Origin of the sequence: Streptomyces sp. NPDC086147 (assembly GCF_040702165.1) — a bacterium.
In the GTDB taxonomy this organism is placed as follows: Bacteria; Actinomycetota; Actinomycetes; order Streptomycetales; family Streptomycetaceae; genus Streptomyces.
The window spans coordinates 640,169-662,180 of record NZ_JBFBJO010000001.1; the positions used below are offsets into that span (position 1 = coordinate 640,169).

Genomic DNA, 22,012 nt, shown 5'->3' on the forward strand with positions numbered 1-22,012 from the left:
CGACCTGGACCTGCGAGCGGTTGCATCTTCTACTTCAGGCTGCTTCTGCGCCGCAGTGCGGACCTTGGTGATCACGGAGTGGCGCGAGAAGGGAGTAAGCAGGCCTTGCAGGGGCGGGAACTGGAGTGTGCACATTTCTACTGTCGTGAACACCCGGTCACAGGCTGAGCATCGGCGGCGTCGCCTGATCGAACAGCCGTCGTTGGTTTCTCTAGCTTCAATCACACTGGTGGGGGCCAAGCAGGAAGGACACTGCATAGGTGGCTCCCTCCCAGTCGCACGTAGCGTTAGCAGCGGACTTCATAAGAGTGACGTGTTGGCAGGAGCGTACCGCCTTGAAGGCTCGTGGTCAGCGTCGACCGACCTTGCCCCAGAACCATTCAAACCAACTCGTAAGCATCCATGACAGCTTCCAAAGCCAACCTCTTCGGCGAGGTGATTGCCCTGGATTGGGCGACTGATGCAAGCCTAGAGGCCTTATAGGTGGTGTCCGAACCCTGGGCGTCTGGCTACGTCGGCCTCCTCCGTGAAGATGGCAAAGGCCGCCTCGCCCTGCCGAGTTTCGGCACGCCTGCCCACGTCGTGTCACTCCAACGCAACGCCTCATGGGTGGATTTTGGCAGAGGTCAGGAGTGCCTGCCCCTAGCTGTTGAAGATCTGGGGCGGAACCAGCTTGGGCTCGCCCACCGCAAGCCCCCCAACTCCCATCCCGTCTGCCGTCGACCCACACACCGTGGAGCAGGCGCGGTGCCGGGCGTCCAGGTGGAGCGCGCCACTGTACGAACGACCTGGACGCCCGGTGCCGTGTCTGCTCGGCTCTGCCTGGGTCGACGGCAGACGGGATGGGAGTTCCCTCACCGCAACACCCCACGGCCGGCACCCGCTCACGGAGCCCCCGCCCATCCTGGTGCTTGTTGCGCCCCCGCCGGAGGCATGTCGGTGACGGGAAAAGAACCACGGGCGTCGGGTACTCGGACTCAAGCCCTTGGGCCTGTCCCGCTTACAGGGGCGGGCGTCGGCGCAGCGGGGGCGGAGCGGGCCGGAGGCAGGAGCGGCGCCCCAGCGGAGCCGGGAAGCCCGCCCGGCGGAGCGGAGCGCAGCCGGGTGCTTGATGAGGTAGAGAAACTTGTAACAGCTCAAGGCCGCGCGTCTGCCCGGTCGGCAAGCTCCTTCAGCTCCGGGGGCGTCGCACGTCCGGCCAAGAGGAGAAGGTCCCGGATCGTTTCCCTAGCGACGACGTGTGTGTGGATCAAGTCTGGGGACAGGTCCTCGGCGTCCAGCAGGGCTCCCAGTGCTTCGCCGACCTGGCGCCGTTGCGCGTAGGCCCGGCCAAGGTCCATCTTCAGGCGGGCTCGACGCTCCAGCGACAGCGAGGACGTGTCCAGCTCGGTGCCGACCTCGATGGCTTCGCCGGCGTCTCCCAGCTCGACCGCGATCGAGACGGCCTGGATCTCCACGTTGGTCGGCCCAAACTCCAGGTTGAAGTCGTTGCGGTCTTCGCCCAGTCGTGCCGCGACCTCGCGGGCTCGTTTCATCTCCTGCCGCGCCCGGGTACGGTCACCCGCTCGTGCGTGGATGAGGGCCAGCGCCAGGTGCAGGGCTCCGATGACTGACAGTGCCTCGGGTTCACCCGCGGCTTCTCGATAGTGCCGTTCCAGCGCGTTCAAGGCGGTGGTCGCTGAGTGCTCGGCCTGGTCGAGGTGCTTGAGCCGTACGAAGGCCTGGGACAGACGAAAGACGCTGGCGAACACCTCAAGGGTTTTGCCCGACTCCTCCGCTGCGCGGATGGCACGGTCCGCTGCTACCCATGCGGCGTCCGCCTCATCTTGCCGTACGAATGCGGCGGCGAGAGCCTGGTACGTGCGGCTGAGCAGACCCCATAGCCTTCCCCGATCCTCCGGCGGAGCCGTCCTCGCCGCGCGCTCGATCCGGGGTACCAACGGCCCCAAGGTGGAACTCAGCTCCGCGAACTCATTGGCGTGGGTCAGCTCCCACACTCGGTCCACCGCGCGTTGCAGCTCCTCCACATTGGCGGGGCCAGGGCCGGCCGGATCGAGAACGACCTCCGGGACGGGGTGGCCCGAGATGACCAAGCGCGCTTGGTCGAGATCGTTGGGAAGCTCGATGGCCGGTTCTTCTGCCGGGGCCTGCGTCGGCGCGTCTGCCCGCAGCTCCTGTACGGAGACTCCCAAGCCGTCCGCCAGTAGGCGCAGCACGTCAAGGCGGTTGACCGGCTGGATGCCCCGTTCTACCTGGGACAGCCAACTCGCAGTACGACCGATCTCGGCGGCCAGCTGCTTCTGCGTGAGGCCGCGCTGCTCGCGAAGGTCTGCAACCCGCGCACCGAAGACACGGCGTTCTTCTGAGGTCACCTCCACGCCCCGGCGGCACCCTGGCTCTGCACGAAGGTGACGTCGAAGTCCGCCACGTACTTCTCCCGCTCAGCCAGGAAGTGGCGGGTGTGCGGCTGCTGCTCGTGCTGGTCGAACGCCTCACGGTCGGCGTACAGCTCATAGAACAACCGGGTGTTGGGCTCGTCAGCCACGGTGTGCACGACATACGAGAGGGTTCCGGGCTCATGGGCCTGGATGCCCTTCAAGGTCTCCTCGACGAGAACGTCGAAGGCTTTCGCTGCCTCTGCGTCGCGCAGGTTGAACCGGACGACTAGGCCGAAACCGCTGGTCATGTGGTCCTCCTTAGGTGTCGCCCTCAGAGTCGCAGAGATGCAGCTGCGCTGCTACTCGCAGAACTTCTTGACTCGCAGTTTTTCTGCGCCTACTTTCATAGTGAAGCTGCGACTTGGCGAACATCGCTGAGCCCGACTCAAGGAGTACCGCTATGCCGTCGTTCAAGGTGGACACGTCGACCGCCGTGGTGTTCGTCGCCACGGCCCCCGTCCCGAAGCTCGTGAGCAAGCAGACCGGTGAGCGCGCCGTGGACCGGGAGACCGGTGCGGGGCTGTCGACGGTCGGGCTGCTGATCTCGGACGAGGGGGAGGGCAACCTCTACCAGGTGACCGTGCCGGAGACCGGTCTCCCGGAGAACCTGACGCCGGGCATGCCGGTATCGGTTATCGGGCTCAAGGCCCGGGACTGGGAGAACACGTTCAACGGCCAGACCCGTCACGGCATCTCGTTCCGCGCCGTCGCCCTCACGGCCGGGGCCTGGTCATGACGGACCTGTCGACGTTATGGGAGGTCGGTCTCCCCCTCGCCGGAACCGCCGGCACTCTCGGCTACGCCAAGGCCCGGACACCGCGCGTGTTCTGGTCGCTGGTAGGTCTGCCGGTGGCGACCACGCGGTTCGCGGTGACCTACCGGTCCACGATGGACGTGTGCGGGCTGACGGTCCAGCCGTCCCGCTTCCGTGCCTTCCTCGTCCGCAACGTCGCCCGCCGCGCCGACGTCCAGCCGGTTCCCCCGAAGGTCCGCCGGATCCGGGGCAGCCTGACCGGCCTGCGGGTCACCCTGCGCCTCCCGGCGGGTCTGGAGCCCGCTGATGTGATGGCGGCCTCCGAGCGGCTGCGGCACGCCTGGGGCGTCCACTCGGTCACCGTGGTGACGGTCAAGCCCGGCTTCGTGGAGCTGCGGATGACCGGCTACGACGTTCTTCGCCGGGTGCGGATGCCGCGCCGCATCCTGTCGGGGCCGATGTCGGTTCCGGTCGCACTGCGCGAGGACGGCACCGCCTTCGTCCGCGACTACCTCAAGATCCCCCACGCGCTGACCCTGGGCGCGAATCAGTCGGGCAAGTCGATGTATCAGCGCAACCTCGTCGCCGGACTCGCCCCGCTCCCGGTCGCCCTGGTCGGCATCGACTGCAAGCGCGGAGTCGAGCACCGCACCTACGCACCCCGCCTCTCCGCCCTGGCCACCACCCCCGAGGACGCCGACGGCCTCCTGGAGGTGCTGGTGGGCGAGATGGAAGAGCGCTTCGACCTCCTCAGCGCCTACGGGGCCGGTGACATCTGGGCCCTGCCCGATGACGTCCGTCCCGCCCCGGTGGTGGTCCTGGTGGACGAGGTCGCGGAACTGTTCCTGGTGGCGACGAAGAAGGACGAGGAACGCCGGGACCGCATGGTCACGCAGCTCATCCGCCTGGGTCAGATGGCCCGTGCGGCCGGCATCTTCCTGGAGGTGTGCGGGCAGCGCTTCGGCTCCGACCTCGGCAAGGGCGCCACCGCGCTCCGGGCCCAGCTCACCGGCCGGACCGTGCACCGGGTCAACGACAAGCAGACCGCCGAAATGGGCGTCGGCGACATCGCCCCCGACGCCGTCGTCACCGTACTGACCATCCCCCCGGACCGGCCCGGCATCGCGGTCGCGGGGGACACCTCCGGCGGCTGGTCCCGCATCCGCACCCCCCAGCTCACCGCCGCCGAAGCGGCCGAGATCTGCGCCGCGCACGCCCACCTCACCCCGGACCTGCCCGCCCTCACCCCCTACCGGCCCGCCGTCCCGGTCCACGTCGGCGCCCCGACGCCGGTTCCGCTGGTCAAGCCGTCCCCGGCGACCCCCTAGCGGGCCTCCTCCCCACCTCGGTGGCGTGACCGTCTCACGCCAGGTCCCTACCCGACCCATGCCCGAAAGGAGGTGAACCCCTGATGTTCCGCACCCTCCGCTTCGACGCCGTGCTGGTCCAGGCCGTCATCGCCGGGGCCCTGTCCTTCGCCCACCTGCACGACCTGGCGGCGGCGGCCGGTCAGGACGGATGGAAGGCCTGGGCCTATCCGGTCTCCGTCGACCTGCTGCTGGTCGCCGCGTGGCGCCGGATGCGCAAGGACGGCGGCAACCGTGACGCCTGGCTGTGGTTCGCCATCGCCCTGATCGCGTCCCTCGGCGCCAACGTCGCCACCGCCGGACTTCTCGACATGAACGACGTCCCGCCGTGGCTGCGCATCCTCGTCGCCGGATGGCCCGCCCTGGCCTTCCTCGGCGGCACCCTCCTCGCCCACGCACCCCACCCCGAACCAGAACCCGAACCCGCTCCCGTCCCGGAGCCCGAACCCGCCGCGGCGGAAGAACCCATGACCGAGCTGGTCGTGGAACGCGCTCCGGAACCTGCTCCGCACCCGGCACCGGAGCTCCCGCCGGCCGAACCCGTCGCCGTCGAAGTCCCGCCGGAGCCTGTCCGCTCGGCACCCGCCGTCCCGGTGCCGCCCGCGCTGCTGGCTCACGCGCAGAAGATCGCGGACGCTCACCGGGCTCAGACCGGTGAGCCGATCGACGCGGAAACCCTCCGCACTCGCCATGGCCTCCCGGCCGCTCTCGCGGACTCCATCGCCCTCCAGCTCGCCTGACCAGAAAGGAGGCAAGACCTGTGCGTCCGAACCGCTTCTACGACGTCACCCGCATCGGCCCGGTCCAGGTCGGCACCCACCGCGACGGCCGGGGCCGCACCAAGCACACCGCTGTGTGCACCGCCCCGCGCTGCGACTTCTCCGCCGACTACAACACCCGCGCCGCCGCCGAACTCGCCGCCCGCACCCACCGCTGCAACCCCCGCTGAAAAGGAGACCCGCGCCATGAACGTCCCGCTCTGGCTCGCCCTGCTCGTCGTCGGCGGACTCGGCATCAAGCTCATCCGCCCGCCCTGGTGGCTCGTCGCCGTCCTCCTCCTCGGCGGCTACCTCCTGGCCGACAGCCTCCTCGCCCCCGTCATCGACACCACCATCAAGTAGGGAGACCCGCCTCATGCTCCAGCCCCGCATCCCGGTCAACCCGCTCCCGACCGGCAAACCCATCCCCCTCAACCACCCGACCCCCACCCCGGCCGCCAGCGTCGAACCGACCTCTCCCGCCTCGACCCCGGCCCCGGCCTCGATGCCGGTCGTTCCGGCTCGCACGACGGTGCAGCTCACCCCCGGCAGCGCGCTCGCCCTCGCGGCCGGCGGCGGCGCGGTGATCCTGGTCGTCGGCACGGTCCTGGTCTCGATGCTCCTCGCGGTCGCCATCACCGGCGTCTCCGTCGCACTGATCGCGGTCGTGCTGCGCCTCCTGGTCCGCGACATGCAGAAGGGCCGGTGACCCCGATGGACAGCTACACCATGGCGGCCGCGGGCTTACCGGCCCTGGGCTGGGCCCTGCACGGTGGTCTGCTTACGCGCCGTCTGGCCACCGCCCGCCGCGACCCGCTGACCGGCCTGCACACCCGGGCCGGATGGACCGCCCGCGCCGAACGACTCATCGCCAAACACCCCGGCGCCCTGGTGCTCCTGGTCGACCTGGACGACTTCAAGGCCGTCAACGACACCCACGGCCACGCCGCCGGAGACACCGTCCTCACCACCACTGCGCAGCGGCTGGACGACTGGTGCGGACGGTCCGGGGTCGCGGCCCGGCTCGGCGGGGATGAGTTCGCCGCCATCGTCGCTCACCCCGACCGCACCGCCGGCCTTCTCGCCCTCTGGTCCGCGCTGGACAGTCCGGTCACCCACCACGGGCACGTCCTGCCGGTCTCCGCCTCGGTCGGCTGCGCCTACCCCGGACACCTGCCGGTCCCCACCCTCACCGACGCCCTGTCCGCCGCCGACAAGGCGATGTACGCGGCCAAGGGGCATGGCAGGCGCAACACACACTGAGCGGCCCCCGGGACGGCTCTCTCGCCAAAGAACCGCCGCCCCGGGCGCCTTCAACACCCTCCAGATCCACCGGACCCGAAAGGGAAAACCCATCATGTCCCAGACCAGCCTGCCCCCGCGCGTCTGCTCCCACTGCGACGGCTTCCCCGTCGTCCACATCACCACCGGCACGCTCACCCCCGACGGACAGCGCCGCACCCTGGCCGCCACCTGCCCGGCCTGCAAGGGCACCGGCACCCGCGTCACGTCCCCCGTTTCCTCGGTGGAGGTGTCGGCATGAGGATCCCCTTCCGTCGTACCCCCCTCGACGACTGGGACCCGGTCGGACAGCTGACCGCCGCGCACAACGAACACGACGCCCGTCGCCCCGAGGACAAGCAGCCCCGCAAGGGCTCATGGGGCCGACCCTCCAAGGACCTCACGGGCCCCGTCGCCGCCTCCGCCAGCACCCCGAAGAAGGGGCGGCGCTGGTGACTGACACCGCCCTCGCGGCGGGCCTGGACCCGGCCACCCTGAGCGATCTGCTCCGGGTGGCCGGGTCTCCCGGCTTCGACCGTCTCACCGAACAACTCCGCCGTACCGGAGGCTGCACCAGCCCCATCCGCCTGACCGGCGGTACCAAGCTCCTCGACCCCGCCACCAAGACCGTCCTGCACGCCTACACCACCGATGCCGAGCCTGGTGGTGTGCTGCGGGTGGCTTGTGGCAACCGGCGGGCGTCCCGCTGCCCGGCCTGTGCCTGGACCTACGCCGGGGACACCTACCACCTGATCCGCGCCGGACTCACCGGCGCCCCCGACAAGGGCACCCCGGAGACGATCCGGGACCACCCCCGGGTCTTCGCGACCCTGACCGCCCCGTCCTTCGGCCCCGTGCACAACCGGCCCGGCACCCGGCCCTGCCGCTGCGGCACCCGCCACCCCGAGGACGCACCCGAGCTGGGCACCCCGCTCGACCCGGCCACGTACGACTACGCGGGGGCGGTGCTGTGGAACAACCACGCCTCCGACCTGTGGCGCTACTTCACCATCTACCTGCGACGCGAGATCGCCGCCCGCGCCGGCCTCACGCAGAAAGCCGCCCGCGAACAGTCCCGCGTCTCCTTCGGCAAGGTCGCCGAGTACCAGAAACGCGGCGCCGTCCACTTCCACGCCGTCATCCGCTTCGACGGCCCCGACGGACCGGACACCCCGCCCCCGGCCTGGGCCACCCTCGACCTGCTCACCGACGCCATCCGCGCCGCCGCCACCCGCGTCCGCGTCGTCATCCCCGCCGCCCCCGCGCACGGCGTCGGCCAGGACCTCGCCCTCACCTGGGGCACCCAGCTCGACATCCAGCCCATCAAAGCCTTCGGCCAGGGCGAAGACCTCACCGAACAGGCCGTCGCCGCCTACGTCGCCAAGTACGCCACCAAAGCCGCCGAAACCACCGGCACCACCGACCACCCCGTCGGCAACAAAGAAGCCCTCATCCTCCTCGACATCCCCGACCACCCCCGGCGCCTGATGGAGGCCTGCCTCGACCTCCACGCCGCCTACCCCGACCGCCGCTTACGCGACTGGGCCCACATGCTCGGCTTCCGCGGCCACTTCTCCACCAAATCCCGCAGCTACTCCACCACCCTCAGCGCCCTCCGCCAGGTCCGCGCCGACTACCGCGCCCAACAGCAACGCACCGCCCTCGGCCTCCCCGACCCCGACGAACACCCCGAAGCCACCGTCCTCACCATCGCCCACTGGACCTACGCCGGACACGGCCACACCCCCGGCGAATCCTGGCTCGCCGCCAACATCCGCCGCGACATCCAACACAACCGCGAACATGCCCGCGAACTTCGCGCCGAACTCGAAGCCCAGGGGGATGAACTGCTGTGAAGGACGAACTGATGACCGTGCCGCAGATCCTCGCTGTCCTGGGCGGGGTCTCGCGACGCACCTTCTACCGCTGGCGGGAGTTGGGGCATGCGCCGGCCGCGTTCAAGCTCCCCAACGGCGAGCTTCGAGTGTGGCGGAGTGACTTCGACACCTGGCTCCGTGGACTGGAGAGGGCCGCGTGAAGTCGCTTGATGTGAAGGTCTGGAGCGTCCGTAAGCGGGACACCAAGACGCCCTCGTACGGGGTCCGCTGGTCTGTGGCGGGCAACGTCTCGTCCGAGTCGTTCCGTACCAAGGCGCTCGCAGATCACTATCGCACGAAGCTCATGCGGGCGATGCGGGACGGTGAAGAGTTCGATACGGAGTCCGGCCTCCCTGCCTCGATGGAGCAGAAGAAGTCCGCCGTGTCGTGGTACGAATTCGCCCTCAGGTACCTGGCGATGAAGTGGCCTCATGCCGCCCCCAATACACGAGACGGCATAAATGAGTCGCTTACCAGCGTCACTGTGGAGCTCCTTGGTGACCGCCCTGGACGGCCAGCAGATGAGTTGATCCGTAGAGCGCTGCGTAACTGGGCTTTCGTGCTTCCGGGACCTGCCGAGCGAGAAGTGCCGGACGAGGTGATGAATGTCCTTCACTGGGTGTCCAAGGCGTCCCGGCCGCTCGCTGATCTTGCTGAGCCTGCTACGGCTCGTGCGGTGCTGGATGCCTTGAAAATCAAGCTCGACGGGACCGCAGCTGCTGCGGAAACCGTGCGGCGTAAGCGGCGGACCCTCGTGAATGCGGCGAACTACGCCGTGGACCTGGGGGAGCTGCGAGAGAACCCGATCACGGCTGTCCGCTGGCAGAAGCCGAAGGTGTCCAACCAGGTCGATCCCCGCGTCGTCGCCAACCCCGAGCAGGCTCGCAATCTCCTGACGGCCGTTTCCTACGTTGGTGGGTACCGGCGGGCTCGCGGGCGTCGGCTGGTCGGCCTCTTCGCCGCGATGTACTTCGGCGGTCTTCGCCCGGCAGAAGCCGTGGGCCTGGTCGAGACGGACCTCGTCCTTCCCGAGCAGGGCTGGGGCTCGGCACTCCTGCATCGGACCCGGCCGTCAGTCGGCAAGCAATGGACGGATTCGGGGGAGACCCACGACAACCGCGGACTGAAGAACCGACCGACCGAGGACGTTCGACGTGTGCCCATCCCGCCTCATCTGGTTGCCGTTCTCCGTGATCATCTGGGCACTTTCGGCACAGCCGACGACGGGCGCCTGTTCTTCAGCGAGAAGGGCTCGGTAGTTCCCTCCTCGACCTACTACCGCGTCTGGCAGGAAGCCCGGCTCCTCGCGCTTCCGCCGGCCGTCGCCGCCTCGCCGCTCGCAAGTCGGCCGTACGACCTTCGGCATTCAGCGCTGTCGACCTGGCTCAATGCCGGTGTCGACCCGACCGAGGTGGCCGAGCGCGCCGGCAACAGCGTGGAGGTCCTGCTGACCCGCTACGCGAAGTGTCTCGACGGGCGACAGGACGTCGCCAACCGGCGTATCGAGGACCTCCTGCGCGAATACGAGTGAGCACCCTGCACCCCCTTGAGGCTCCGGGCATCTTGTCCGGGGCCTCTCTCGTTTCGAGCCCTTTCCGCTGCGATGCTTCGGGCTGGAAGCGGACGAGGGGGGCTCATGGAGCTGAAGGTCACGCGCTGGAAGCGGTACGGACATGATCGCCTGTACGCGAATCTGCCTGATGGCACCGCGGTCGGTTGGGCGGACGTAAGGACGGGGGACATCACCGTCCTGGCCGCTGAGTATCGCGACGACGTGATCGCCGTGCTGACGCACCACTTACAGGACGTCCGCGAGTCGGTGTCATCGCAGGAAGCATCCGCGGCCGACGATCGCCCGACGCTGCCGCCTCTGAAGCCGGCCGACGCCCTGTCCACGAACCGTCCCGGAGAAGCTATCCGTGACCTGCTCGACAGATCCGGCCCGGGGTTCATTGAGCGAGTCGTCTCACAGCTCTTGCGGCGCCCCACAGAGTGGGACTCGTGGCGGAAGGGACTGGCGGGGGAGAAGCGGGTGGGAGCCGAGCTGAACCGCTTGGCGCGTCACGGATGGCGAGTTCTACATGCCATCCCCTTGGCCAACCGCGTGGACGTCGATCACTTACTGATCGGGCCTGGAGGGGTGTTCAGCATCAATACGAAGCACCACCACAACAAGACCGTGTGGGTCGGCGACGATGCCGTGAAGGTCAATCACGGAAAGCCGGCGCCTTATGTCCGCAAGAGCCGGGCTGAGGCCAAGCGCGTAGTCAGGGTGCTTGAGCACTACTGCGGCTTTCCCGTACCGGTCGAGCCAGTCCTCGTCTTCGTTGGCGTCACGGATCTCAAGGTGGTGGCCACGCAGCTCGATGTCCGGGTGTACCAGGAGCGCCAAGTAGCGGCTCTGGCGCCGCTCTCAGGGGCACTGACGGCTGAGCAGGTCGAGCAGGTGTACAGCGTGGCTCGCCATCGTCAGGCATGGAGCCAGGCGTGATCCGTGCCCTTCAGCGGGCCCGCCGATGCTGTCCCCTCCCGGACCTCACCTGCGGCGATGACCCAAGATCCCGTCCACGCCTCGTCCACGGACCTCGACATACGGCGGCTCAGGGCGGCACACGCCTGCACATACAACAAGACCCCGCGCCCAGCGTTTCCGCTGATCACGGGGTCTGTGTGGCACTTCTGCGAAGTGCCCCCGGCAGGATTCGAACCTGCGCACACGGCTCCGGAGGCCGTTGCTCTATCCCCTGAGCTACGGGGGCGTCCGCCGCGTTCGGCGGCGACGGGTAGAACCCTACCAGCTTCGGGGGAGTGCCTGTGAACAGGTATTTCCGGGGTGTCACGGAGGGGCGTGTCCCCCGCACGGGTCAGAAGTGGGTAAAAGCCGGACGCGGTCGTCGGGGGCGTCCTACTCTCGTTCGTGTGTCAGGCGCGTCCGGCCGGGTGCTCGTTGTCGACGACAACAAGGTGATCCGGCAGTTGATCAGGGTCAATCTCGAACTCGAGGGGTTCGAGGTCGTGACCGCGGCCGATGGTGCCGAGTGTCTGGATGTCGTGCATCGGGTTCGGCCCGATGTCGTCACCCTCGATGTCGTCATGCCCCGTCTCGACGGGATCAGGACGGCCGAGCGGCTGCGGGCCGATCCGCGGACCCGGCATCTTCCGGTGGCCATCATCAGCGCCTGCGGCGATGCCGCCGGCGAAGCCGCCTCCGGGGTCGACGCCTTTCTCTCCAAGCCCTTCGAGCCCACCGAGCTCGTCCGTGTCGTGCGGCAGCTGATGCACCGCGAGCGGCGGGAGCGTCCCGACGCGGCCGGTCAGGACGGCGGAGAGGAACCGGCCCTGGCCGACGCCCCCCAGGAAGGACTCCGGGACGTGCTCCCGGACGGCCTCGGGGTCGAACGCGACGGGCTCCCCGACCGCCTCCGCGACGGTCTCCTCGACGGCGCCGTCGAGGGCCGCGGCGACTCCCTCCCCGACTGATTTCCTCCGTGGGCCGAGGGGGCCGTCCTTTCCCCGCTGCCCGCATGGCGAAACCGGTTCGCGTCAGGCCCCCCCTCCTCCCCTAGGCTTGTCCCGTGACCCCCGCGGATCTCTCCCTCACCGTGCTGCGCGCCGTGCGCCGTGCGGTCGACGACGGTGCTCTGCGGGTCGACGTTCCTCCGCGCGTCAAGGTCGAGCGGGCCCGGCCCGGGGGAGTGGGGGAGTACGCCAGCAGCATCGCCCTCGCCCTCGCCCGGCCCGCCGGGCGCAGCGCCCTCGACGTCGCCGGGATCCTCGAAGAGCGGCTCCGGGACGTTCCGGGGCTGCGGTCCGTCGAGGTCACCGGGCCCGGATTCCTGAACTTCACCCTGCGCGGGGACGCCGACGCCGATCTCGTACGGGGGATCCTGGCTGCCGGGACCTCGTACGGGCACGGTGCCGCCCTCGCCGGGACCACCGTCCGTCTCGCCGGGGGCGACGGTCCCCGCGCCGTCGTCGTGGTCGAGACCCTCGCCCGGCTGCTGCGCTCCCAGGGGGCCGACGTCGAGGTCGGGGCGCACGACGGCGAGCGGATCCACGTGCGGCCCGGCGAGCCGGGCGCGTACGGGGACGACATCACGCGCTGGGCCTTTCTCCGGGCCGCCCCCCACGACCGGGCCCTCGACCCCGCCCCCCTCCTCGTCCCGCACGAGCGCAACCCCCTCTTCCGCGTTCAATACGCGTACTCCCGCACCCGCCGGCTGCTCGTCAACGCCCGGCAGCTCGGGTTCTCCCCCGAACCGGGGGACTGCGGCGGCGCTGAACTCCTCGGCCTCCTCCGCGACCACCCCTCCGCGCTCCTGGCCGCCGCCCGCCACCGCGCCCCCGACCGGGTCGCCCGGCACCTCGAAGCCGTCGCCGACGCCTTGCTCGCGTTCCAGCACACCGTGCTGCCGCTCGGCGACGAGAAACCCTCGGCCGCCCACCGTTCCCGGCTCGCGCTCGCCGAAGCCGCCGGGACGGTGCTCGCCGGTGGCCTCTCCGCGCTCGGCATCAGCGCACCCGATCGGATCTGAAAGAGCAGACGCAGACATGAGCCGTTCCGCCCACCCCGCAGGGCCCCGCCACGCCGACGTCCTCCCCGAGGGCCACTACTCCGCCCCGCCCGCCGACCTCAACGCCCTCGACCCCAAGGTGTGGTCCCGGACCGTCGGGAGGGACGAGCACGGGGCCGCCACCGTCGGGGGGATCGACGTGAACGCCCTCGCCGAGGAGTTCGGCACCCCCGCCTACTTCCTCGACGAGGCCGACTTCCGCGCCCGCTGCCGCGCCTGGGCCGAGGCCTTCGGTCCGGACGCCGACGTCTTCTACGCCGGGAAGGCCTTCCTCTCCCGGGCCGTCGTGCGGTGGCTCGCGGAAGAGGGGCTGAACCTCGACGTGTGTTCCGGCGGCGAGCTCACCACCGCCCTCTCCGCCGGCATGCCCGCCGAGCGCATCGCCTTCCACGGCAACAACAAGAGCGAGGAGGAGATCGAGAAGGCGGTGGGCGCCGGCGTCGGGCGGATCGTGCTCGACTCCTTCCAGGAGATCGTCCGCGTCGCCCACATCGCCCAGTCCCTCGGCAAGCGCCAGCGCGTGCAGATCCGGGTGACCGTCGGCGTCGAGGCCCACACGCACGAGTTCATCGCCACCGCCCACGAGGACCAGAAGTTCGGCATCGCGCTCGCCGGCGGGCAGGCCGCCGAGGCCGTGCGCCGGGCGCTCAAGCTCGACGGGCTCGAACTCGTCGGCATCCACTCGCACATCGGCTCGCAGATCTTCGACATGGCCGGCTTCGAGGTCTCCGCCCGCCGCGTCGTCCAGCTCCTCACCGAGGTGCGCGACGAGCACGGCGTCGAGCTGCCCGAGATCGACCTCGGCGGCGGCCTCGGCATCGCGTACACCTCCGAGGACGACCCGCGCGAGCCGCACGAGATCGCCAAGGCGCTCAACGAGATCGTGAGCAGGGAGTGCGAGGCCGCCGGGCTGCGGACGCCCCGCATCTCCGTCGAGCCCGGGCGGGCCATCGTCGGGCCCACCGCCTTCACCCTCTACCGGGTCGGCACGATCAAGCCGCTCGACGGGCTGCGGACGTACGTGAGCGTCGACGGCGGCATGTCGGACAACATCCGCACCGCCCTGTACGACGCCGAGTACAGCGTCGCCCTCGTCTCGCGGACCAGCGACGCCGAGCCGATGCTCTCCCGCGTCGTCGGCAAGCACTGCGAGAGCGGCGACATCGTCGTACGGGACGCCTTCCTGCCCTCCGACCTGGCGCCCGGCGACCTCCTCGCCGTGCCGGCCACCGGCGCGTACTGCCGCTCGATGGCCAGCAACTACAACCACGCGCTCCGCCCGCCCGTCGTCGCCGTCCGCGACGGCGAGGCGCGCGTCATCGTCCGCCGCGAGACGGAGGAAGATCTCCTGCGTCTCGACGTCGGGTGATGAAATAGTCGGGTGATGGAATCCATGTCTCACGATTCGGACAAAGGGCGGAAACCCCCGTCCGGTGAGTGAGACTGGTCCACACCGTAGGACCGTAGAGATACGAACGTAGAAATACGAAGTAGTACGAGAAACGAGGTCGGATGATGCGTACGCGTCCGCTGAAGGTGGCGCTGCTGGGCTGTGGAGTGGTCGGCTCAGAGGTGGCGCGCATCATGACGACGCACGCCGACGACCTCGCCGCGCGCATCGGCGCCCCGGTCGAGCTCGCCGGCGTGGCCGTCCGCCGGCCCGACAAGGTCCGCGAGGGCATCGCCCCGGAACTGGTCACCACCGACGCCACCGCCCTGGTCAAACGGGGGGACATCGACGTGGTCGTCGAGGTCATCGGCGGCGTCGAGCCGGCCCGCACCCTCATCACCGCCGCCTTCGAGCACGGCGCCTCCGTCGTCTCCGCCAACAAGGCGCTGCTCGCCCAGGACGGCGCGACCCTCTACGAGGCCGCCGCGCGGCACGGACAGGACCTGTACTACGAGGCCGCCGTCGCCGGCGCCATCCCGCTGATCCGGCCGCTGCGCGAGTCCCTCGCCGGCGACAAGATCAACCGGGTGATGGGCATCGTCAACGGCACGACGAACTTCATCCTCGACAAGATGGACACCTCCGGCGCGGGCTACTCCGAGGCGCTCGACGAGGCCACCGCCCTCGGGTACGCCGAGGCCGACCCGACCGCCGACGTCGAGGGCTTCGACGCCGCCGCCAAGGCCGCCATCCTCGCCGGGATCGCCTTCCACACGCGCGTGCGCCTCGACGACGTCTACCGCGAGGGCATGACCGAGGTCACCGCCGCCGACTTCGCCTCCGCCAAGCAGATGGGCTGCACCATCAAGCTGCTCGCCATCTGCGAGCGGGCCGCCGACGGCGGGTCCGTCACCGCGCGCGTGCACCCCGCGATGATCCCGCTCAGCCACCCGCTGGCCTCCGTCCGCGAGGCGTACAACGCGGTCTTCGTCGAGGCGGAGGCCGCCGGGCGGCTCATGTTCTACGGCCCCGGCGCCGGCGGCTCGCCGACCGCCTCGGCCGTGCTCGGCGACCTCGTCGCCGTGTGCCGCAACAAGCTCGACGGGGCCAACGGCCCCGGGGAGTCCGCGTACACCCAGCTGCCCGTCAGCTCCATGGGCGAGGTCGTCACGCGGTACCACATCAGCCTCGACGTGGCCGACAAGCCGGGCGTCCTCGCCCAGGTCGCGACGGTCTTCGCCGAGCACGGCGTGTCGATCGACACCGTGCGCCAGCACGGTCGACAGGACGGAGACGGCGAGGCCTCCCTCGTCGTCGTCACCCACCGCGCGCCCGACGCCGCCCTCTCCGGGACCGTCGAGGCGCTGCGCAAGCTCGACACCGTGCGCGGTGTCGCCAGCATCATGCGTGTTGAAGGGGAGTAAGGACCCATGACCAGCAAGGGCACCCATCAGTGGCGCGGCATCATCGAGGAGTACCGGGACCGCCTTCCGGTCACGGACGCGACGCCGGTCGTCACGCTCCGTGAGGGCGGTACGCCGCTCGTTCCGGCTCAGGTCCTCTCCGAGCGCACGGGCTGCGAGGTGCACCTCAAGGTCGAGGGCGCCAACCCCACCGGCTCCTTCAAGGACCGGGGCATGACCATGGCCATCACCCGGGCCAAGGAGGAGGGCGCGCAGGCCGTCATCTGCGCCTCCACCGGCAACACCTCGGCCTCCGCCGCCGCCTACGCGGTGCGCGCCGGCATGGTGTCCGCCGTGCTCGTGCCCCAGGGCAAGATCGCGCTCGGCAAGATGGGCCAGGCCCTCGTGCACGGCGCGAAGATCCTCCAGGTCGACGGCAACTTCGACGACTGCCTCACCCTGGCCCGCCGCCTCTCCGACAACTACCCGGTGGCACTGGTCAATTCGGTCAACCCGGTCCGCATCGAGGGCCAGAAGACCGCCGCGTTCGAGATCGTGGACATGCTGGGCGACGCCCCCGACATCCACGTCCTGCCAGTCGGCAACGCGGGCAACATCACCGCGTACTGGAAGGGATATCGCGAGTACGCGGAGGACGGCCTGGCCACCCGCCGTCCGCGCATGTGGGGCTTCCAGGCCTCCGGTTCCGCCCCGCTCGTGCGCGGCGAGGTCGTCAAGGACCCGTCGACGATCGCCACCGCGATCCGCATCGGCAACCCGGCCTCGTGGGACTACGCGATCGCCGCGCGCGACGAGTCGGGCGGCTTCATCGACGAGGTGACGGACCGTGAGATCCTGCGCGCCTACCGCCTGTTGGCCGCGCAGGAGGGCGTCTTCGTCGAGCCCGCCTCGGCCGCCTCGGTCGCCGGTCTGCTGAAGGCCGCCGAGCAGGGCAAGGTCGACCCCGGCCAGCGGATCGTCTGCACCGTCACCGGCAACGGCCTCAAGGACCCCGACTGGGCCGTCGCCGGCGCGCCGCAGCCCGTCACCGTACCGGTCGACGCCGTGGCCGCCGCCGAGCGCCTCGGTCTGGCCTGATCCCGTTCCCCCGTACGGGGGACGCGTCCCGCTCCGGGCCGTCCCCCGTACGGGAAGTGCCGCCCGGCGAAACCCGATCAGGAACCCACAGAGGGGCACAGGGCGGCCCGCGACACGCATCGTGCGCCTCCTGTGCGCCCTATGTCGCCGCAGAACCTTCCTTCGATAGGCTGTACCGACCCGCCCCGACGCATATGCGCGGTGTCGTTGCCGTTGTCGCCCCCGTGGCCGAAACGGCCTGCCGGGTCCCGGTGTACTTCTCTTGAAATACCCGTTGAAATACCCGTTGTCGCAATCCAAGGAGAATCAACGAGCGATGGCCGGTCCAGCGTTCCGCGCCGCCGCCGTACGGGTGCGCGTCCCCGCCACCAGCGCCAACCTCGGCCCGGGCTTCGACGCCTTCGGCCTGTCGCTGGGGCTCTACGACGACGTGGTCGTCCGAGTCGCCGACTCCGGGCTGCACGTCGACATCGCCGGTGAGGGCGCCGAGACGCTCCCGCGCGACGAGAGCCACCTGCTCGTACGCTCCCTGCGCACGGCCTTCGACCTGCTCGGCGGGCAGCCGCGCGGTCTTGAGGTCGTCTGCGCCAACCGCATCCCGCACGGCCGCGGCCTCGGTTCCTCCTCCGCCGCCATCTGCGCCGGCATCGTCGCCGCCCGCGCCGTGACCATAGGCGGCGACGCGAAGCTCGACGAGGCCGCCCTCCTGGAGCTGGCCACCGAGATCGAGGGCCACCCCGACAACGTCGCCGCCTGTCTCCTCGGCGGATTCACGCTCGCCTGGACCGAGTCCGGCGCCGCGCGGGCCATCAGGATGGACCCCTCCGATTCCATCGTTCCGGTGGTTTTCGTCCCCGGGAAGCCCGTACTGACCGAGACCGCCCGCGGACTCCTGCCGCGCACCGTCCCGCACGTGGACGCCGCCGCCAACGCCGGCCGCGCCGCCCTCCTCGTCGAGGCCCTGACCCGCCGCCCCGAGCTGCTGCTCGCGGCCACCGAGGACCGGCTGCACCAGGAGTACCGCGCTCCCGCGATGCCCGAGAGCGTCGCCCTGGTCAACCGGCTGCGGGCGGACGGCGTCCCCGCGGTCATCTCCGGCGCGGGCCCCACGGTCCTCGCCCTCGCCGAGCGGGGGACCGCCGACAAGGTCGCCCTGCTCGCGGGCGGGGGATGGGCCGCGAACCGGCTCGACCTCGACGCGTCCGGCGCGAGCGTCCTGCCGCTGGCGCCCTAGGTGACGGGCCGGGGCGCCGGGCAGCGCCCCGGTCGGCGGATTGCCGGTGAGTGAGAGGGGGAATGTTTGTTGGAGCCGGTAGTGTTAACCTCAAGTCTGCACCCGACCTCTTTGTGGAGCGGTGCGGAGTGTCCCCTCAGGGACCACCCATTCTTCCGGGAGCCTCCCCAACTGCCTGAGCAGCCCGCCTGAGCAGTTTCGAGCACGCTCCGGAACCGGCACGACACCCCTCGCTCTTCTCTCGTGAGGGCCGAGCAGGGGGCCTCGGGCCGGACCCACAGCACGTTTCCTCTCTTCCGCCGCACCCGGCGGGACCACCGCCCCGGACTCGGTCCACACACCAGGACCCTGCCGGACAGCACAACCGGTCGCCGAGCCAGATGGCCGACGTCCGCTCCAGGGAAGGACCCTTCGTGAGCGACACCACCGATCTGATGGGCGTGACTGCCGACAGCAGTGTCGACAACGCCGCGCCCGCCGCAGGTGCTGCCACCGGCGGCACCGCACGGCGCCGCCGCTCCGGCACCGGCCTCGAGGGCATGGTCCTGGCCGAGCTGCAGCAGGTCGCGTCCGGCCTCGGCATCAGGGGCACCGCGCGGATGCGCAAGAGCCAGCTGATCGAGGTCATCAAGGAGGCGCAGGCCGGCGGGGGCTCCGCCGCCCCGGCCAAGGCCGCCGACACCGCCGCCGAGACCAAGCCGAAGCGCCGCGCCACCTCCAAGGCCCGTACGGGCGAGACCGCCGCGGAGCCCGCCGCCGAGGCCCCCGCCCCCAAGGCGGAGAAGGCCGAGAAGGCCGTCGGCCAGCAGCAGATCGACATCCCGGGCCAGCCCTCGCCCAAGACCCCGTCGGAGCAGGGCGACGAGCAGCCGGCCGGCGAGCGCCGCCGCCGTCGCGCCACCGCCCCCGCCGGTTCGCCGGACGGCGCGGCCGAGACCGCCCAGGCGGTCAGGACCGAGGCCCGCGCGGAAGCCCGTACCGAGACCCGCGAGGTCAAGGCCGAGGCGCAGACCGACACCCGGACCGACGGCGCCGTCGACGGCGCCGAGGGCCGCGGCCGCCGGGACCGCGGCGAGCGCGGTGACCGCCGCGACCGCCGGGACCGCCAGCGCGACCGCAAGGGCGACGACCAGCAGGGCGGCGGCCAGGGCGGCCAGGGCGGCCAGCGCAAGGACCGTCAGGAGCGCCAGGGCCAGGGCCAGGGCGGCGGCCAGGGTCAGCAGGGCGGCCAGCAGGCCGGTCCGCAGGACGACTACGACGACGAGGGCGGCCGCCGGGGCCGTCGCGGCCGCTACCGCGACCGCCGCGGGCGCCGTGGCCGCGACGACTTCCAGGCCGGCGAGCCGCAGGTCGCCGACGACGACGTCCTGATCCCCGTCGCGGGCATCCTCGACATCCTCGACAACTACGCGTTCATCCGGACCTCCGGCTACCTGCCCGGCCCGAACGACGTGTACGTCTCCCTCGCCCAGGTCCGCAAGAACGGCCTGCGCAAGGGCGACCACGTCACCGGTGCCGTGCGCCAGCCGAAGGAGGGCGAGCGCCGCGAGAAGTTCAACGCGCTCGTCCGCCTGGACTCCGCGAACGGCATGGCCGCCGACTCCGGCCGCGGCCGCCCGGAGTTCAACAAGCTGACCCCGCTCTACCCGCAGGACCGGCTCCGCCTGGAGACCGACCCGGGCGTGCTGACCACGCGGATCATCGATCTCGTCGCACCGATCGGCAAGGGCCAGCGCGGTCTGATCGTGGCCCCGCCGAAGACCGGCAAGACCATGATCATGCAGGCCATCGCCAACGCGATCACGGTCAACAACCCCGAGTGCCACCTGATGGTCGTCCTGGTCGACGAGCGTCCGGAAGAAGTCACCGACATGCAGCGGTCGGTCAAGGGCGAGGTCATCTCCTCGACCTTCGACCGTCCGGCCGAGGACCACACCACCGTCGCCGAGCTGGCCATCGAGCGCGCCAAGCGCCTCGTGGAGCTGGGTCACGACGTGGTCGTCCTGCTCGACTCGATCACCCGCCTGGGCCGCGCGTACAACCTCGCCGCCCCGGCCTCCGGCCGCATCCTGTCCGGTGGTGTCGACTCGACCGCGCTCTACCCGCCGAAGCGCTTCTTCGGTGCCGCGCGCAACATCGAGGACGGCGGCTCTTTGACCATCCTCGCGACTGCTCTGGTGGACACGGGTTCACGCATGGACGAGGTGATCTTCGAGGAGTTCAAGGGCACCGGCAACATGGAGCTCAAGCTCGACCGGAAGCTCGCCGACAAGCGCATCTTCCCGGCCGTCGACGTCGACGCCTCGGGCACGCGCAAGGAGGAGATCCTCCTCGGCAGCGACGAGCTCGCGATCACCTGGAAGCTGCGCCGCGTGCTGCACGCGCTCGACCAGCAGCAGGCGATCGAGCTGCTGCTCGACAAGATGAAGCAGACGAAGTCGAACGGCGAGTTCCTCCTCCAGATCCAGAAGACCACCCCCGGAGCGAGCAACAACGACTGACGCGGTCCACGAGATCCACGTCACACGACGGGGCCGGGCCCGGCCCGCGCCCCCGTCGTGAACTGCGCCGAACGCCGCGCCCACCGTGTCCGCACGGTGGGCGCGGCGTTTTCCCGTCCGAAACGCCGCCGATCCGCGTGCAACCCTTTGGGGTGTCTCTCCGTCACAGAAGGTGAATCCAGGGCCGAAGGACGGGCGATGACCGAGCAGACGAACAGCGGCCGACGCCGCAAGGTGCCGATCCTCATCACGGGGGCCCTCGTGGTCCTCGTCCTCGGCGGCGCCGGCTTCGGCTACGCCTACTACAAGAAGCTCGACCACAACATCCAGGGCGTCGACATCAACGCCCAGCTCGGTCCCCAGCGCCCCGTCGACGTCGACGACGGCTCCATGGACATCCTCGTCCTCGGCTCCGACTCGCGCTCCGGCGACAACGACGCCTACGGCAGGGACGAGGGCGGCGCCCGCTCCGACACCGCGATGGTCGTCCACGTCCACGAGGGCCACAAGAGGGCGAGCGTCGTCTCCATACCCCGCGACACCCTGATAACGAGGCCGGACTGCACCGACGCCCGGGGCGCCAGCGTCCCCGGCCGGCGCCGTGCCATGTTCAACACGGCGTACGAGGTCGGCGGCCCGGCCTGCGCCGTGAAGACCGTCGAGTCGATGTCCGGCATCCGCATGGACCACTACGTCGAGGTCGACTTCACCGGCTTCAAGGAGATCATCGACGAGCTCGGCGGCGTCGAGATCACCACCACCGAGCGCATCGAGGACGACGACAGCCACCTCGACCTCGCCCCGGGCCCCCACACCCTGAACGGCGAGCAGTCCCTCGGCCTCGTCCGCACCCGCAAGGGCGTCGGCGACGGCAGCGACCTCGGCCGCATCCAGCTCCAGCAGGCCTTCGTCAAGGCCCTCGTCACACAGGTCAAGGACCTCGGCGTCCTCACCGACCCGACGAAGCTCCTCGGCCTCGCCGACGCCGCCACCAGGGCCATCACCCCCGACTCCGAACTCGACTCCGTCCAGGAGCTGACCGGCTTCGCCCGGGGCCTCTCCGGCATCGACGCCCAGAACGTCCAGATGGTCACCCTGCCCGTCGTGTACGACCGGATCGACCCCAACCGGGTCGTGCCCCTGGAGCAGCAGTCCGCGCAGGTCTGGAAGGCGCTCAAGGACGATCTGCCCATCCCCGCCTCCGTCACGAAGGACACCGCCGCCGGGGCGGCCGGGGGCGTCGTGAGGTAGGCCGGGAATACCTCCGGCCCGACCCCGGTTTGGGGAGATGCGGCCGGTCCTGGCAGACTGGTACGTCGGCCCCGGTTCACGCATGC

The 22,012-nt window shown here is 70.4% G+C and carries 23 protein-coding genes and 1 tRNA gene; 21 read left to right on the forward strand and 3 right to left on the reverse strand.

What is annotated here, in order from left to right; all coding sequences use genetic code 11:
* Positions 1-1,136 precede the first annotated feature (1,136 nt).
* The gene (locus AB0398_RS03060; RefSeq protein ID WP_366371902.1) at positions 1,137-2,378 is read right to left on the reverse strand and encodes a helix-turn-helix transcriptional regulator; all 1,242 of its coding nucleotides are present in this window, start codon (positions 2,376-2,378) and stop codon (positions 1,137-1,139) included.
* Positions 2,369-2,686 carry a putative quinol monooxygenase gene (locus tag AB0398_RS03065; protein ID WP_366371904.1) on the reverse strand — a complete coding sequence of 106 codons (318 nt, stop codon included), beginning with the start codon at positions 2,684-2,686 and terminating at the stop codon, positions 2,369-2,371. Before AB0398_RS03065 ends, AB0398_RS03060 begins: the two co-directional genes overlap by 10 nt.
* 152 nt (positions 2,687-2,838) lie before the next feature.
* Between AB0398_RS03065 and AB0398_RS03070 the strand changes: the two genes are divergently transcribed.
* From AB0398_RS03070 to AB0398_RS03130, 13 genes are all read left to right on the forward strand, one after another.
* Positions 2,839-3,174 (forward strand): hypothetical protein, encoded by a 336-nt coding sequence (locus AB0398_RS03070; protein WP_366371906.1) that lies wholly within the window; start codon positions 2,839-2,841, stop codon positions 3,172-3,174.
* Positions 3,171-4,520, forward strand: a complete 1,350-nt coding sequence (locus tag AB0398_RS03075; RefSeq protein ID WP_366371908.1) for an FtsK/SpoIIIE domain-containing protein — start codon at positions 3,171-3,173, stop codon at positions 4,518-4,520. The genes AB0398_RS03070 and AB0398_RS03075 overlap by 4 nt, the downstream gene beginning before the upstream one ends.
* Before the next feature lie 83 nt (positions 4,521-4,603).
* The gene (locus AB0398_RS03080; RefSeq protein WP_366371910.1) at positions 4,604-5,299 is read left to right on the forward strand and encodes a DUF2637 domain-containing protein; all 696 of its coding nucleotides are present in this window, start codon (positions 4,604-4,606) and stop codon (positions 5,297-5,299) included.
* A gap of 20 nt (positions 5,300-5,319) precedes the next feature.
* Positions 5,320-5,508: a mobile element transfer protein gene (locus tag AB0398_RS03085; protein WP_109185026.1), complete on the forward strand. Its 189-nt coding sequence runs from the start codon at positions 5,320-5,322 to the stop codon at positions 5,506-5,508.
* Positions 5,509-5,524: 16 nt separating this feature from the next.
* Positions 5,525-5,680, forward strand: coding sequence for a hypothetical protein (locus tag AB0398_RS03090; protein ID WP_109185025.1), 156 nt, complete (start codon positions 5,525-5,527; stop codon positions 5,678-5,680).
* A 13-nt stretch (positions 5,681-5,693) separates the two neighbouring features.
* Positions 5,694-6,026 (forward strand): SpdD-like protein, encoded by a 333-nt coding sequence (locus tag AB0398_RS03095; protein ID WP_366371912.1) that lies wholly within the window; start codon positions 5,694-5,696, stop codon positions 6,024-6,026.
* A gap of 5 nt (positions 6,027-6,031) precedes the next feature.
* Entirely contained in the window at positions 6,032-6,580 is a 549-nt protein-coding gene (locus AB0398_RS03100; protein ID WP_366371914.1) for a GGDEF domain-containing protein, read from the forward strand.
* Positions 6,581-6,674: 94 nt separating this feature from the next.
* Positions 6,675-6,860 carry a hypothetical protein gene (locus AB0398_RS03105; RefSeq protein WP_366371916.1) on the forward strand — a complete coding sequence of 62 codons (186 nt, stop codon included), beginning with the start codon at positions 6,675-6,677 and terminating at the stop codon, positions 6,858-6,860.
* Positions 6,857-7,054 (forward strand): hypothetical protein, encoded by a 198-nt coding sequence (locus AB0398_RS03110; RefSeq protein WP_366371918.1) that lies wholly within the window; start codon positions 6,857-6,859, stop codon positions 7,052-7,054. Before AB0398_RS03105 ends, AB0398_RS03110 begins: the two co-directional genes overlap by 4 nt.
* Positions 7,051-8,454: a replication initiator protein RepSA gene (gene repSA / locus AB0398_RS03115; RefSeq protein ID WP_366371920.1), complete on the forward strand. Its 1,404-nt coding sequence runs from the start codon at positions 7,051-7,053 to the stop codon at positions 8,452-8,454. The genes AB0398_RS03110 and repSA overlap by 4 nt, the downstream gene beginning before the upstream one ends.
* An 11-nt stretch (positions 8,455-8,465) precedes the next feature.
* Positions 8,466-8,636 carry a helix-turn-helix domain-containing protein gene (locus AB0398_RS03120; RefSeq protein WP_366372344.1) on the forward strand — a complete coding sequence of 57 codons (171 nt, stop codon included), beginning with the start codon at positions 8,466-8,468 and terminating at the stop codon, positions 8,634-8,636.
* The gene (locus AB0398_RS03125; RefSeq protein ID WP_366371922.1) at positions 8,633-10,006 is read left to right on the forward strand and encodes a site-specific integrase; all 1,374 of its coding nucleotides are present in this window, start codon (positions 8,633-8,635) and stop codon (positions 10,004-10,006) included. The genes AB0398_RS03120 and AB0398_RS03125 overlap by 4 nt, the downstream gene beginning before the upstream one ends.
* Before the next feature lie 105 nt (positions 10,007-10,111).
* Entirely contained in the window at positions 10,112-10,966 is an 855-nt protein-coding gene (locus tag AB0398_RS03130) for a nuclease-related domain-containing protein (protein WP_366371924.1), read from the forward strand.
* Between the two features lie 196 nt (positions 10,967-11,162).
* Here the strand turns inward: AB0398_RS03130 and AB0398_RS03135 are convergent.
* Positions 11,163-11,234, reverse strand: a tRNA-Arg gene (locus AB0398_RS03135).
* A 205-nt stretch (positions 11,235-11,439) separates the two neighbouring features.
* Between AB0398_RS03135 and AB0398_RS03140 the strand changes: the two genes are divergently transcribed.
* The 8 genes from AB0398_RS03140 to AB0398_RS03175 all read left to right on the forward strand — a co-directional run bounded on the left by AB0398_RS03140 (position 11,440) and on the right by AB0398_RS03175 (position 21,926).
* Complete coding sequence (locus AB0398_RS03140; protein ID WP_366372345.1) at positions 11,440-11,955, forward strand: response regulator; 516 nt, start codon at positions 11,440-11,442, stop codon at positions 11,953-11,955.
* A 95-nt stretch (positions 11,956-12,050) separates the two neighbouring features.
* Positions 12,051-13,010: an ArgS-related anticodon-binding protein NrtL gene (nrtL, locus tag AB0398_RS03145; protein ID WP_366371925.1), complete on the forward strand. Its 960-nt coding sequence runs from the start codon at positions 12,051-12,053 to the stop codon at positions 13,008-13,010.
* Positions 13,011-13,026: 16 nt separating this feature from the next.
* Positions 13,027-14,418, forward strand: coding sequence for a diaminopimelate decarboxylase (gene lysA / locus AB0398_RS03150; RefSeq protein WP_366371927.1), 1,392 nt, complete (start codon positions 13,027-13,029; stop codon positions 14,416-14,418).
* Positions 14,419-14,564: 146 nt separating this feature from the next.
* The gene (locus AB0398_RS03155) at positions 14,565-15,863 is read left to right on the forward strand and encodes a homoserine dehydrogenase (RefSeq protein ID WP_366372346.1); all 1,299 of its coding nucleotides are present in this window, start codon (positions 14,565-14,567) and stop codon (positions 15,861-15,863) included.
* 6 nt (positions 15,864-15,869) lie between these two features.
* The gene (gene thrC, locus AB0398_RS03160; protein ID WP_366371929.1) at positions 15,870-16,940 is read left to right on the forward strand and encodes a threonine synthase; all 1,071 of its coding nucleotides are present in this window, start codon (positions 15,870-15,872) and stop codon (positions 16,938-16,940) included.
* Positions 16,941-17,256: 316 nt separating this feature from the next.
* Positions 17,257-18,174, forward strand: coding sequence for a homoserine kinase (thrB, locus tag AB0398_RS03165; RefSeq protein WP_366371931.1), 918 nt, complete (start codon positions 17,257-17,259; stop codon positions 18,172-18,174).
* 380 nt (positions 18,175-18,554) lie between these two features.
* Positions 18,555-20,675 carry a transcription termination factor Rho gene (rho, locus tag AB0398_RS03170; RefSeq protein WP_366371933.1) on the forward strand — a complete coding sequence of 707 codons (2,121 nt, stop codon included), beginning with the start codon at positions 18,555-18,557 and terminating at the stop codon, positions 20,673-20,675.
* A 198-nt stretch (positions 20,676-20,873) separates the two neighbouring features.
* Positions 20,874-21,926, forward strand: coding sequence for an LCP family protein (locus AB0398_RS03175; protein ID WP_366371935.1), 1,053 nt, complete (start codon positions 20,874-20,876; stop codon positions 21,924-21,926).
* The last annotated feature ends 86 nt before the right edge of the window (positions 21,927-22,012 follow it).